This is a genomic window from Caballeronia sp. KNU42 (genome assembly GCF_053760385.1).
This window is the reverse complement of the sequence record NZ_JBSNBT010000003.1, coordinates 76,744-90,660: the sequence shown is the minus strand read 5'-3', so window position 1 is coordinate 90,660 and position 13,917 is coordinate 76,744. Positions and strand designations below refer to the sequence as shown.

The window sequence follows — 13,917 nt, the reverse complement described above, 5'->3', positions numbered from 1 at the left end:
GCCACTTGTCATTCACGTGCACCGCATGAATGACCGGTTGGCAGCTCTCGAAAAGGAGGTGGAGAGTCTTCGTCGGGATCGCAATGCGGCATGTGCCGAGGCATATCGACCCAAGAGGGACGCGTTGATGGTGGCACAGCGCCTTGCGCGCGCCGAAGCAAAACTTAATCGAAGAGGGCATTCGCGCCGAAACGATCAGAATGGGCCGCTGTTCGAGTTCGTGCTCAGGTTGCTCGCATTGGCTTGAAAGCGAATGTCGCCGAACGATCAGCTCCAGATTAGTGCCTCCAATGTTTGGCAGGATCGAATCGTTCACGCCCCGAAATTTCTGAAATTCAGCTGAACAGATTGGCCTTGCGCTCAGAGGCAAGCTTGTATAATCGCCCGCGTGTGTTGTGCAAGAGCGAATTGGATGGTCTGCGAATCTTGGCGAGCGCAAGCGCAACACTGAAGAGGGGCCGGCCCTCATTTAATCTGGAGTCGTAGTGCCTCGCACACACATTTTCTGATTTCGAAAGGTCAGTTGCTAATCTGTGCTCCCGGTGCCAGCTCTTAGGCCTTGCTCAACGACGGCGTGCACTACTTTGGCGAACTCCTCGGGTGCTTCGACGCACGACGTATGGCCCGTTTCAAGCACCACAAGTCTCGAGCCCGGAATGCCGTCGCTTAGGCTTTGCGCATGGGACAAGGTGCGAGCTGGGTCACGATTTCCATGGACCACCGCGGTAGGAGGGGATGATAGTTCGCTGAGCATGCTTGTAAGATCAGTCTGTTGCAAACTGCGCAGGCTCTGGACGGTCGCTTCAGCAGTAATGCGGCGTGGATACGTCATAAACGAGTCCACAAGCTCGGCGGGGCAGACGCTTCCAAGTGAGCGTTCGGTCATGGCTTTCCACAGCGGCGGCCCCCATGTCTGAAGGACGCGCGCGATGACTGATTCGACATCGCCATGTCCCTTTGTATTCGCTCCGCTATTGCTCAGCACGAGACCAACCACGTTGCTTTTTGTTGAGCGTAAATCGATCGCAGCGGCGAGCGCCGCGATAGGTGTACCTACCGAATGCCCTATCAACACGGTTGGTCCAAGCTCTCTTAGTAAAATGGCTACACGCGCTGCAACCGAGTGAAGGTCGTGCGGGCCCGCTCCCTCGAGCCAGCCCACGCCAATCGCACGAAGTTTAACGATTCTTGTGACGGGCACGATCGCGTTTGGCGGAATGAGGACGCCCGGCAAGAAGACCAGGGTCGGCCGGTTTTTGGGTCCATGACTGAGATGGAACTTGGCTATTGCCTGCGTCATTTATCTACGTCTGTTTTGATGTTCGATGGGAGCGGAGCACCACTTTTACAATACGTTTTCTGGCGGTTCCGCGACTTCCAAAATGATACGCTAAACGCTTTTTTGAAGCGCTGCGGTTGCCGCCCGGGCTATCGACGCTTCAGGCGTCGGGTCGCGCAATTGAAACAGTCATTCGCTACTTTTGATTCGACAAGTTGGCACCCGTATGAATGAACTTGCCCGCTGTCGTTCCAGCGACGGTATCGCCGAGTCACGGGCTTCGCGCTATCTGCAGCACTTCTGATCGGACGAATCGTCGTCGGATGTTGAGCCGCGCAGTTTATAAAAAAAAGCCGCCGCGATGCAACGCATTACTGATCGCTCCCCATCCGAATAAACGCTAGATCTTGGCTAGTGTCGTTCGGCGGTTTATTGTAAAAGTGGATGTATGAAAACTCGTGAAATGATCCTCTTGCCCGATGCGCGCGCTGACCTGCTGTGCTATCTCGTCGCCACGGCGGCGGCGACTCACGCGCTGACAAGTGACTGCCGAGTGGACCATATGGTGATCTTCTGCCGGTCGTGGCTTTCGCGCAACCGACTAAGTCTGCCGTGGCTCGACCGAGTTCGCCTTCGGCAGTTGGCGTTGCAAATTGCGAGGCGCGATCTGCGCGGCGTAGGCATTGCGTTAAAACAAGCGGACGTTCAGCGTCTCTTCACGGGTGACATGAAGTTGAACCCAGCCAGTACGATCGTTCAGCGGATGCTTCAGGTATGTCGCCGCGCGTTAGAGGATCATCGGTTCGCATGAGGATGGAAATGAACGCAACCAATTCGACTGAAGCTTTCGTCGTTGACGGCGGGCTTGCGGTCGCCTTCGAACTCATCGCGGCTGGTCGGGTCGTGAAATGCACGGTTTCACGCGAATCGTTGCAACACTACTTTTGGCTTCAACCTGGTGCGGACGATGCACGCGTGCTGAAGATCTTCAATGACGGACGCCGGCGAATCGTTGCTGTCGCCGAACGCAAGGCGCGTCGACTCGCGGCCGCTTCTATCCAGCTGGAAGCGCCCGACTTTCAGCGGTAGGCGAGACGGTAACGCGCCGCAAAGCAATTCACAATGCAAACATGAAAGCTGGGAATTCGAATCCTCGCGAGGCAGCGGCGCTGGCAAGAGTGGCCGAGGCCGCCCGCGAAGTGCAAGCCGCGTCTGCTGCGATAGAGGCGCGATTCACTGCCGTAGGAGAGCGACAGGCTTCCGCGCTGGAGCTTGCACGTCTAACTGCCGCAGTCCAGGAGCTCGAAGATGCTCGGCTAGCTTTGGCGGTCGTCATCGACGACGGCAATAGGTGAGGGCGAGCGAGAGTTTCCGTTTCCTGCCAAGTCAGGTAAATGAAACGAGTGCCGTCACGGACTTAGAATGGGTTTCAACATCTCTACGTCGGATTACTCGGCCGGAGACCTTGCGTCGAGTTGATTAACAGCGAGGAGAGACGTCGGTATTTTCCATCACTGGAGGGACTTTGTGCTCGATATGAAGGGAGGACGCATCGGTACGCTCGGGTCTAACAGAGTCGTGCTTGAACAATTGAAGGAGGCCTTTCGCGCAAGGTATGGACGTCTGTGACGCCGAAGGGAAGGAAGGACCGGCAACAACTTATCGGCTCGTTTTTAATCACTGAGTCGAGGCCTGTCTCGTTCGTACCCAAGTGGAACTACAACCTGTTCTACGATGCTGCGTCGCCCGGATCTGTCCTTTATACCGATTCCGCCAGCCCTGAAAAAATCGATGAGGTGAGCGACTATTTCAATCGCCGATTCAACGCAACACGTCCCATCAACAGGTCGCGCTCGCGAGATCGACCAGATCCGGAAACTGCGCTTGCAACGCTGGGATCAACGCACGCAAACGGCGGTAACTTAGCAATCAAGTTGGCACGGTCGAGCAACCTGTCAAAGCCTTTCATCGTCCCCATCGCACGCCGTGCTTGTCAAACTCAGGCCTAGCGCACTGCGTATCCGAAGTGGACCTTCGCCCGAGGAGGTCCTCCCGTGCCAACTATAGACAAAAAAAGGCCCGCTCATGATGGCGGGCACAATCCATATCAGTTGAGACATGGAGGAGACAAACTAAGTGTAAACCCCTATTAGACACTGCGCAACCGAATTCTGCTGCTTGTAAAACACTTAGCTGGGTCACGTCTGGCTATGAGCCGTAGCGTACTCCATACGGAAAAAATGGGCGAAAGGGAGCTTGGCCGCCGGACGACTACCGTTTCAGTATCATTTGATCTATGATGATGGATCAAATGGTTTTTTGGAGATATTCTGTGATTCTCGTCTCGCCGGAAAAGATCGCCGCCGTGATGGCGCTCACCCCCGTGCCGCACTCGGTCGCGGAGCTCGACGATCGCGTTCGCGAAGGCTTGCCTAAATCTGCGCTGCGCGAAGGGGTTGAGCACGCGACGCGCAGTCCTGAAGAACGCAAGGCGTTGCTCGCGCGCATCGTGCCAGAAGCGACTTTCAAGCGTCGCCGCGAGCGGCTGAGTCCAGACGAGTCGGAGAAGACTGAGCGGCTCGCACGTATCTTTGCGACAGCCAACTACGTATGGGACGACGAAGACGACGCTCGCGCGTTTTTGAACACAATGCATCCGTTGCTCGATGGTCGCACGCCGCTCGACGTGGCGATGACGGAACTTGGCGCGCGGCGGGTCGAAGAGCTGCTTTGGAAATTGTTCTATGGGGTGCCGGCGTGAGCTCTTGCATGACAGCAGTTGAGGCGCTGGCCTGATGCAGATTTATAGAATGGCGGATAGCCGGCATCCGGTGTGGAGCGGCACCGGGGCGATGCTGGTCGGGGGCCGTTTTAATAGTCCCGGTCGTCCGGTTATTTATGGTGCACTGAGCTTTGCAGGCGCCATGCTCGAAGTGCTGGTGCACGCTCGTATTGGCAAGGTGCCGCGTCATCACGTGTGGGTGCAAGCTGAGGTTCCCAATTCCGTTGTGACCGAGCGGATTGATGTGGATGATCTGCTCAGGGCCTGGGATGGCCCGGACCCGAAGATCGCCCGAGCAGTAGGTGATCGCTGGATAGAGGAGGGCAGAACCGCGGTGTTGATTGTTCCATCAGTGGTCGCGTGCGCTGAATTCAATGCATTGGTCAATCCGGCGCATCCTGATGCGAAGCACTTGTCGATCACAGAGCCGCAACCAGTGGTATGGGATGAGCGTCTTTTTACGAAACCTCGATAACTTTCATTATTGTCGATAGGGCGTGTGATTCACCACAATTAAACGACCTTCGGATGAGCCGACGGAACCACGTGGACCGCAAGCGCCGAAACGCCGCACCCGCGAAGTCCGATCACAGCAGGTCCAGTTGCTTCGGGGGGGCGCCCGAGGTCTTCTTCGGAACTTCGGAGGTAGCTAAGGCGCGATCTCGCTCACAATCCGCATTGCAGGGGATCGGGCGACCCGTCGAAACATAAACCCAGTCCGCCGACAACACGTCGGCTGCGAATAAAACGCCAGGTGCAAATTCGATAAGTCGAGTCATGATCTTCGTTGCATGGCGGACCGTTTGCGGGTGCGCTTGAAATAGTTTGTCCGGTGTCGAAGTGGCGGCGGACGGTCGGCAGTTTCGACAATATGCAATCAAAGCCCCGGCGAAACGATCTCGATACGCATAATAAAAACGGTCCATTGCTTTGAGGCTACCTGGTGGAACAGACGAATTAGGTTAACACGGTCCATGCTCCGTATATGCCGCACGCGCGGACGACCTCGGAAATCCAACACCTTGAGCAATGTGCTGGGGCAGGTCACCTATCGGCAACGAAAGCGCAATTTCTCGATTCACGGAACGGTAACGGGAAATGCGCGTTCAGCGCAACGGGCGGAAGAACTCGCTCGTTATTTTGTCTGAGACTACCTTCAAGTGCGCCTTGAACGTGCCCCCCAATTAACCTACCGCGCAGCCTCTGCCACGAAGGCATGAAGCTGGGCAATCGGTTAGCTGGATACCGTCAAGCAGCATGTCCGGTTTACCGACAATCATCTTGGCCGGTCGGTCGGGATGATTGTCGCTGCGTCAGGAGATCATGGTTGTCGCTCCGCTCGGCTTGTCGGTGGGTAATTGACGGCGACGCTCTTTCTGTTTGTCGCTAGCGGTACGGCGCCGATAGCTTTCAACATTCAGCTCGAAGATCGTCGAGTGATGGACGAGCCGGTCAATGGCGGCCACCGTCATGCCAGGGTCGGGGAAGACGTCATTCCACCCCGAGAACGGTTGATTGGCCGTTATCAGAAGACTTTTCCGCTCATACCTCTCAGCTATCAACTCGAACAGCACGCTGGTTTCAGCCTGGTCCTTCCTCACATACGACAGATCGTCCAGGATGATCAGGTCGAACCGGTCGAGTTTGGCGAGCGCCGAAGGTAGCTGCAGACTTTGGCGTGCGACCTGGAGTTTCTGCACGATTTCGCCGGTGCGCGTGAACAGCACCCGATATCCGGCGTCGATTAGGGCGTGTCCGATGGCGCTTCCAAGGTGACTTTTGCCCCCGCCAGGCGGCCCGAACAGCAGAATCGTGGCGCCTTTCTCGAGCCACGAATCACCGGTGGCCAGCGCCATCACGTGCGCCTTCGATACCATGGGGACAACGGCAAAGTCGAAGGTGGCGAGCGTCTTGGTCGGATCCAGATGTGACTCGGTGCGATGGCGTTCGATTCTTCGATTGGCCCGCTCGGCAAGCTCATGTTCGAGTAGCGCGCCAAGCAAGCGGGACGCCTGCCAGCCCTCCTTGTCCGAGCGTTCAGCGAAGTCGGACCACAAGCGGCCGATCGTTGGCAGACGCAACTCATTGAGCATCAGTGCCATACGGCCAGCATCGTAAGCGCAGGCATTCATGCGAGCACCTCCTCATCGAGCAACGTGTCATAAAGCGCAGCGCACGGCATCTCGACCACCACCACAGGACACTCGGCCTGGCGCGGCGCGAACTCATCGAACAGCGCCTTCAGATCAGGCAGTTCACCGAGTTCAAGCAATGCATCGAGCCGCTCGGCGAGTTGCGCCTCGACGCCGTGGTTTCCGGCCAGCTCAAGCAGCCCCACCATGGTTTTGCAGGCGCTGCGCGGAGTCAGTGCCTGATCCAGTCGCTCCCAGGTCCGGCGGTAGGCTTCGCGCGGAAACAGATCATCACGGAACGCGAGGCCCCTAAAGGCCTGCGGCTTACGCTTGAGCGAGTTGATGAAGTGCCGGTAGTCGATGCCGCGGCCGCGGCGCTTGCTCGTGTGCGTGGCTCTCGCCGTGCTATGCACGAGCGCGCCGGATAGATAGCAATCGAGACGGTCGCTAAACACGCGTACCTTCAATCGATGGCCGATCAACCGTGACGGCGCGCTGTAGAGGACGCAGCGCACGCTGAACGTGCCGCAGCGGGTCACGCGCGCCTCTTCCTCATCGAAGTCAGTGGTCCGGTGCTCAGGCAGATCCAGCAGGTATTCGCGTTCGACCTGGAACGCCGCGGCGTTGCGCCGGTTCCGCCGCATCACGACGCCGCGTACGAACTCATCGTAGGCCGCCCGATCGGCGAAGTCGCGATTACCGCGCAGTTCCATGGCCTGATCGACCTGATCCTTCAGGTAGCGATGTGAGGACTCGACACTGCCGTTCTCATGACCCAGGCCCCGGTTGTTGCGCGTGCCCTCCATCCCGTAATGTTCGAGCAGCGCCGCATAGCGAGCCGTGAAGTCTTCCTCTTCCTGCAAATTCCTGAATGCCGCCGACAGACTGTCAGAGCGGTGTTCGCGCGGGCAGCCACCCGCCTGCCACAGCGCGTTCTGCAATCCTGTGGCGAGTGCCTGGAAGCTCTCACCGCCATCGACCACGCTGGCGTACTCCCAGCGCGAGAACGCCAGCACGAAGTGATAAAGCAGGTGGCTAAACGGGACGCCGCCGATCGTCACGCGCAGCTTGTCCATGTGGGTGAAGTCCGACAGGCCTCGCGCGCCGGGCAGATACGTTTGGGGAAAGAACACTTCCTTGTCAGGCCCTTCAAGCGCGCGCCACTGACTGACGTGCCGCTCGAAGGTGCGACGCATGCTGTCGGGGAAACGCTCCGGATGGTCTTCCTGCAATTTACGCAGCAAGGTGACCGCCTTCAGCTTTGGCGAACTGCGCAGCAACGGGACGATCTCAGATTCCCAGACGTCGGCAAACGGATCAGGACGGGAACGCCAATAGCGCCGCGGCTGCCGCGACGGCAAGCCGGCATCGTGTTCGACGCGTCGCGCCGTGCGCTCGCTCATGCCTGACTTGGCGGCTGCAAGCTTCTGGGGATGGTGTTTGCGATTGTTCATGTAGAGGCGGACCTGTTGGTCGGTGATGCGGGTTCCAGACATGAGCTGACCGCTTATTTAAGCTTTAGTCAGCCATCCTAGGCCTCGCCGACCCGGCGCCGCCGGCAGTTCGTCGTCTCCGGCGGCTACGCCGCCTTCGACTCCTCACTACCGGCCAAGATGAATGTCGCTACACCGGACTTAACCATTGTCGCCGCCCAGTTAGCACGCGTCGAACTGAATTGACACGTTTGCAAGCCACTCCGAGCGGGTGATCAGAGCAGCGCTCGTTTCGATGTAATGCTCAAGCTGAGTGCAAAGACGTGCAAGCGCAAACCGGTCAGGACCCAGCTCGATGTTCGCAAATCAGATGTCCAGCGCGACGGCGTAGCCAGCCCATCGGGTGTCTCGCATAAGCAATTGAGAGGGTAGTGGCTGCGCTCGCAGGCACGCTCACATGGCTGGGCTAGTGGTGCCTCAGATTCATGCCTTTCGACGCTGGATTCGGTCCCCGCGCCTCTCGCCTTGCAGCTCAGGCTGGCGATATGGATGTCGAAGCCGACACGAGCACGACTCGATACCCTACCCATCATCTTGATCTCTTTCGTCACCGTCGCTTCGAAACGCCGGTGGGCGGACGGGCATGCGGTGGAAAAACAAGATCAAAAACTGCGACATAGCAAATGCGTAACTCATTCTTGCGCGGCCATGGCGCCGCAAAGCTATACGATTTCGGCGAGCTTTAGGTTTTTACGCGATGGCATGCCATTTTCAAAGGTAATCGAACTCTACCCCGATAAACCTAGAGACAATGCTGATAGCGTTTTCGCACGGCGCGGGGGTTCGAAGCAGGTGCCGCTCGTGTGCGTAACCCACTTCGAAACGCAATGCTGGAGCGATTCGCGCCTAGGGAAATGAGTCTGGGAGTCACTCCGGGAACGGTTCACTTGATAGTCGGTGAAAATGGCGCCAGTAAGTCGACGCTGATGAAGCTGCTGGCCGCCGTTGCGCGGGCTGAGAGCGGCGAGATCGCAGTCTACGGCGAAGCGATCTCGATCGGATCGCCGAACAAGGCACGCGCGATGAGCGCCGACATAAGGCACGCGCGATGAGCGCCGACATCGTCAACCAGGAACTCAGCCTGTTTCCACAGCGATCCGTGCTTTTGCATCTATTCGCGTACTACGAACTGCCCCGCTTCGGCCTGATATTGACACGACTGATGAGGCGCGCGCAGCGAGTTGCTCGCTCAGTTGGGTCTCCAATGTCGATGTGTCGGGCCTTGGCATCGGCCTGTCCATCCGCGAGCCCGAAGTCAGCGGGGTCTGTCATACGCTGCTTGAGGAACCGCGACTTTCGTCCGGCGGAGTTGGTCGCTGCGTAGCGGGTCGGCACGAATCTTCGAGGCGCAGGGAGCGATATTGCACTCCGGGCAGTCGAGGGTGGTCCGATCCGGTAAGTGCGATTCAAGTTACCAAGAAACAAGCGATACGACTCCGACGAAGGCAGATTTGCCGAGCTTGTTATTGAGTCCATCAACCAGTTGCGCGACTGCACCAACACCCAAGGTAAGGGTATTGGCGGGCTCGCCGATATAACATTGACGCAATAGCGACATGCCAGAGGACGCGATGTGAACCGGTAGACGGCTTGAGCGCTCGAGAACTGCTTTCAATTAACTACCATGTTCGCTTGGTCGATGAAGTACAACCAAGACGACGGCATCGACGCCGACGGGCCAGTTGGCGAGCCAAGTGTCGAATGTCATCCAGACCCTCGGCGCCTGAAGCACCAATTGCCACGAAGTGGGGTGATCTTTTTTCATCCATCAGCGGTCCCGCGCCCTCAAGACGGGCCGGCCGTTTTCAAGCCGTGAAGCCGTTTTATAGTAAGTGATGGGTCGTCGACAACTTATGCAACTAACTGTCTGACCCTCTGGCATCCATTAAGTCGAACCCACTGCGGGCCGGTCACGGAGTCGACAGCCTGAAAGTGCGCCAGTTGAATCAAACATAGTCAGCCACGCAATACCCGGCGCATTGCCTTAACGGTTGGCAGATGGTTCCCTCCGTCGCCACCACTGCATCAGGTCTTTCTTACGGATGCATCCGAGTGCAACGGCGACACCAGCGCTTCTGACCTTTGAAATGGCTCTGATTTGATTGACAACTCCCTCCCTTGGGCACAAGTACCGTCCTCGAGTAGCCCGCGTGTTAGCTCTCGCAAAGAGCATCGGCTGATGTAGGGGAGAAGAAAGCGGCAGCCTCATAAAACCGAGCTCTCTCAAGCCCTTGTGATCTCGAAAATGTCCGCGTGATACACCAGCGTTGCCAACGCTACACCACCCTCGGGAAATTCCACGGCATGGTGGAAAAAGGAACTGTCCGCGCTTGACGCGGAAGATCGGCGACAAACAGTTCGTGGGTCGCGCTTAGATGTGAACCAGTCAAGACTCCGAGCAACGGATTGCCTGACCAAGCAAAGGCACTCTTTCCGCTTGGCCTTGTAGTACCAGGTAACCGCGGCATTACGGGGCAAGCACCGGGCCATCGTGCAAGCATTTCTCTAGATTGTCATGATTGATCGATGGTTCGATAGCGGGAGAAACTTACCTTTTTGCGAAATGATTCTCGTCGCTGAAAACGGTGCACCCCGCGCCGAGCGTTTTCGCCCGGTACATGGCGTGGTCCGCAGCGCGCAACAGCGCTGCAATGTCCGTGGAGGCGGATACCATGCAGGCGCCGATACTTGCAGACACCTTCACTGTTTGACCCTGTATCGATGTCATGTCGGCGAGCGCCGAATGAACAGCGTTAGCAATTGCGAGCACGGCGTTTTTGTCTTGTATATCGCGAGCGAGCACAACAAATTCATCGCCGCCCAGTCGGGCGACAGTATCGACCCTGCGCATACGTGATTTGAGTAGACCCGCGAATGTCTGAAGGAGCACGTCACCCACTGCATGACCATAGCTATCGTTGACCTCTTTAAAGCCGTCGAGGTCGATCAACATGAGCGCAGATGTCGAAGAAGTCGATGTTGCCAAGATGGCTTGTTCGAGCCTTTTGTTCAACGCGAAGCGGTTACATAGACCCGTAAGAGGATCGGTGCCGGCCTGGTGAGTGAGTTGTTCGATGACACGGCTGACGCGCTTGCCCAGCAAACCTAAGTAAAATGAAGTCACCATTACGCTGAGTGCGAGTCCTAATGCCACGGGCCAGTTCTCGATCCACCAAGGACTCAGCAGAGCCAGAACGAGTATGCCGCTGACCGCGCAGGCACAGGACAATGTCAACGTCGATTTGCCGAACCGGCATGCCGAGTCGATCAGAAACCAAAACACTGCCCCCATCATTGGAAGGGTAAGCGGTGCGGCGGCAAGTATCCCTACGACCAGTGCCTGGTCGAGGAGAGTGGTAATAGCGAGTCGAGCACGCAATGGCCGATTTACCAGGTCAACGGCGAGCCAGCTGGCCGTGGCATAGGCGACGTAGAGCAGGGCCACGAGAAATGCATCAATGGTTTGCTCCGGTCGAATCGTCCCTGCGCACATCGGCCAGATGATGAGGACCACAGTACCCAAGGTCACGCGTCGAGTGGCCTGTTCCCTCTCCAACTCGCGATACGAATAGCGGCCAAATTGAAAGGGTCCATGCACGTGCTCGTTCGTTTGATGAGCGCCGAACATCCTTGATTTTGTCTTCGAGATTCTCATAGATCCTTGCTCTTCTCTATTGCGACACCGGAACGCGCGGATGCGCAGCAGCACGGAATGCCGATGTGGCCAACCGCTACAGAGCGGGGGCGCTTGCAATTGGGCAGACAGCGGTTGATTCAATTCTGCGGTGGCAAGCGTTCGTTGCAAGTCAGCCGCGCGCTGCCGGCGCTCCGGTATCAATAAATCAACGAGTTGGAGCCTGGCGTGGCAGGTGGGAGAGGCGGCAAGACAATTCGATGCCTATTATTTGGACGGACTCTCTGTGACTCAAATGTACAGTCGCGCTCCCGTAAATCGGGTATGCGAGCATTCGGCTTCAAGAGGTGGGTTGAGAATGTGCACAAGGACTTGCGGCGCGAAGCCACAGGGCGCGACGATCGATAATTTGATGCCGGGGGCGAAATCAGCTTGGGTGTTGAAAAGCTCGAACGCCACCGATAGCGACCGCGGCCGCCCTCCGTATGTGACACAGAAGTGATCGCACCTTTGGCACCAGCGAGTGGAAATCCAACACTGGGTAAGAACGAATGGCAGAGTCGTCTGCCGGGTGCTCCCCGTCGTCTAAACTATTAGAATCGCGCTCGCATAGACTGTAAGACGAAGCAACGCACTTTCTACGATCGCGTCGCGGTATCGGCAAGCACTGAGCAGATCCCTGTAAAGTCGCTCGGGTCACTGTGCGGATTGCCGACGCCGCTGTCCCGCGCATTGACTGTCCATTCCACTACCAACCCCAGCACCAATTACCGTGATTCGAATGACTGCTCGTCCGGAAATAGCTTGTGCTCCGAATCAGGCCCGCACGAGCAAGAGAATACTCGGACATGGCTATTTATTATCGAACGTACCACGCAAAGCAGAGCGTATATCGACCATGGTGATTGTCTTGGAACCTTCACGCAAATGCCTGAGCGCCGCACTATCTATCGCACGTTGTAGCACAGAGTCTGCGTCAGCTATCGAGCGTCCCAAAAGTTCCGACACAAGGTATTCAGTTGTATGGCGTGACACCCCAAATGCGCAGCCTGCGAGCAATCGGAGTTTCGTGCGTACATACGCCGCGAGCGCCTCATCGCTTGGAACATCGAAGCGAATTTTTTGCTCGAATCTGCCGCCTCGAATCGCGGCGCTGTCGAGTGAATCCGGGTAATTCGTCGCGGCGATGTACAGCACGTCGCGCACGCGACCATCAGCGCCGTCGATGGCGGTGAGGACCTTGTTAGTCACAGCGCTCACACCTGACATCCGCCGGTCGGAAAGCACGTCATCTGCCTCGTCGATAAATGCGATAACCGGTCTGAGACTTTTTGCATCTCGAACAAGCTTGTCCCATGATGAAGGATTGGAGAGCAGTTCCGCTCCCGTTGTTTTCAGAAATGCGTAACCGCTGGCTGCCGCGAGAGACATTGCCGCTTGCGTCTTGCCTGTGCCTGGCGGCCCGTAAAAGAGCAGGCCCCTTGGCAGGTCTCCACCCAGCTTTTCGAGGTTGAAAACGTGCTGAAGTTTGAACGCAAGATCGTGCAGATCTTGACGAGATGCGTCAGGCATGATGATTTCCTCGATCGTCTTGACCTTCTCCGGCAGGTGCCCCCTCGATCCCTGGATGAGACGCATGGCCTGCATGGCAATATCGAACGAAACGACCCCACTGAAAGCGCCTGCGCGCCGCATGTCGGCAAGCTGAGGTCCAAAGGCCATCAGACGCGCCGCACTGAACCCTTCCCAGCGGGCCGCGAGACTCCTGAGCACAGGCGCGCCGAGCGTGTTGGGTCCGAGCGCCTGGAAGACGGTACGGGAAAGCAGCGCTTCACGTGCCGGCGCGTCCGGCGGAGGCACCTTGATCTTGAAGTCGAAGCGACCCTCGCGCACAGCGGCGCCGTCGAGCCAGTCGAGATCGTTGGTGGCCGCGACCAGGATAATCCGGGTGCCGCGCAGGCGGACGATCTCGGTGAGCATGGTGTTCGTCAGATCGTGATCCATATGGTGTGAGACATGCCTCGCCTTGATGAACCCATCGACCTCGTCAATCAGGAGAACGGCCTGTCCTAACTGGGTGGCCTGCGCGAAAGCCGCTTTCACGCGCTCAGGGGTTTCATTGACCCACTTCGATGCGATATCCTGGTAGGAGATCGAGAAGAAGGGGATTCGCAACTCGCCGGCGAGTGCTTCGGCAAACATCGTTTTACCATTGCCGGGTTCGCCGGAGAGCAGGATTCCGTTTCTCGCCTGCGCGGGGTTGGCAAGGATGTCGCGCGCCGCATTGAGCAGCCGCTTCTTTGTGTCAGCCATGCCCGTGATCGCGTCAAAGGCGAACCGGGCGCGCAGTACACGCTCGTCCAGGGAATACGCCCGCTGGGGCGTCGCTTGACCAGGTGCGTGCGGCGCCCCTGAGCTTGGAGCGGGCTGTTGTACGGACCGTTGGGAGGGTTGTCTGGTCTTGCCGTACCCATTTCTGGCAAGCAACGCCAGCCACAGTACGATTCCTGCGCTGAGCAGACCTGCACCCAGCACAGAATACTGACCGATCGCAAGCACCAGCATCGCAACGGTCCCGGTTATCATCAGCCGGCGGG

The 13,917-nt window shown here is 57.6% G+C and carries 9 protein-coding genes and 1 pseudogene; 4 read left to right on the top strand and 6 right to left on the bottom strand.

The window, feature by feature from the left end:
- Positions 1-526: 526 nt before the first annotated feature.
- Entirely contained in the window at positions 527-1,300 is a 774-nt protein-coding gene (locus ACSOSP_RS40655) for an alpha/beta fold hydrolase (protein ID WP_455315597.1), read from the bottom strand.
- A gap of 798 nt (positions 1,301-2,098) precedes the next feature.
- Here ACSOSP_RS40655 and ACSOSP_RS40650 point away from each other — a divergent pair.
- The 3 genes from ACSOSP_RS40650 (at position 2,099) to ACSOSP_RS40640 (ending at position 4,536) form a co-directional block, all read left to right on the top strand.
- On the top strand, positions 2,099-2,368 hold the full coding sequence (locus ACSOSP_RS40650; RefSeq protein WP_455315596.1) for a DUF1488 family protein: 270 nt from the start codon (positions 2,099-2,101) through the stop codon (positions 2,366-2,368).
- A gap of 1,243 nt (positions 2,369-3,611) precedes the next feature.
- Positions 3,612-4,040: an antitoxin Xre/MbcA/ParS toxin-binding domain-containing protein gene (locus ACSOSP_RS40645; protein ID WP_031364829.1), complete on the top strand. Its 429-nt coding sequence runs from the start codon at positions 3,612-3,614 to the stop codon at positions 4,038-4,040.
- A 34-nt stretch (positions 4,041-4,074) separates the two neighbouring features.
- The gene (locus ACSOSP_RS40640; protein ID WP_455315595.1) at positions 4,075-4,536 is read left to right on the top strand and encodes an RES family NAD+ phosphorylase; all 462 of its coding nucleotides are present in this window, start codon (positions 4,075-4,077) and stop codon (positions 4,534-4,536) included.
- A gap of 838 nt (positions 4,537-5,374) precedes the next feature.
- Here ACSOSP_RS40640 and istB read toward each other — a convergent pair.
- Both istB and istA read right to left on the bottom strand, forming a co-directional pair.
- The gene (gene istB / locus ACSOSP_RS40635) at positions 5,375-6,193 is read right to left on the bottom strand and encodes an IS21-like element helper ATPase IstB (protein ID WP_455315594.1); all 819 of its coding nucleotides are present in this window, start codon (positions 6,191-6,193) and stop codon (positions 5,375-5,377) included.
- Positions 6,190-7,689, bottom strand: coding sequence for an IS21 family transposase (gene istA / locus ACSOSP_RS40630; protein WP_455315593.1), 1,500 nt, complete (start codon positions 7,687-7,689; stop codon positions 6,190-6,192). Before istA ends, istB begins: the two co-directional genes overlap by 4 nt.
- A gap of 824 nt (positions 7,690-8,513) precedes the next feature.
- Here istA and ACSOSP_RS40625 point away from each other — a divergent pair.
- Positions 8,514-8,636: pseudogene (locus ACSOSP_RS40625) on the top strand (ATP-binding cassette domain-containing protein); the annotation flags it as partial.
- 26 nt (positions 8,637-8,662) lie between these two features.
- Here ACSOSP_RS40625 and ACSOSP_RS40620 read toward each other — a convergent pair.
- The 3 genes from ACSOSP_RS40620 to ACSOSP_RS40610 all read right to left on the bottom strand — a co-directional run bounded on the left by ACSOSP_RS40620 (position 8,663) and on the right by ACSOSP_RS40610 (position 13,885).
- Positions 8,663-8,797, bottom strand: a complete 135-nt coding sequence (locus ACSOSP_RS40620; RefSeq protein WP_455315651.1) for a hypothetical protein — start codon at positions 8,795-8,797, stop codon at positions 8,663-8,665.
- A gap of 1,437 nt (positions 8,798-10,234) precedes the next feature.
- Positions 10,235-11,341, bottom strand: a complete 1,107-nt coding sequence (locus ACSOSP_RS40615; protein WP_455315592.1) for a diguanylate cyclase domain-containing protein — start codon at positions 11,339-11,341, stop codon at positions 10,235-10,237.
- A gap of 831 nt (positions 11,342-12,172) precedes the next feature.
- Positions 12,173-13,885 carry an AAA family ATPase gene (locus tag ACSOSP_RS40610; protein ID WP_455315591.1) on the bottom strand — a complete coding sequence of 571 codons (1,713 nt, stop codon included), beginning with the start codon at positions 13,883-13,885 and terminating at the stop codon, positions 12,173-12,175.
- Between the last annotated feature and the right edge of the window lie 32 nt (positions 13,886-13,917).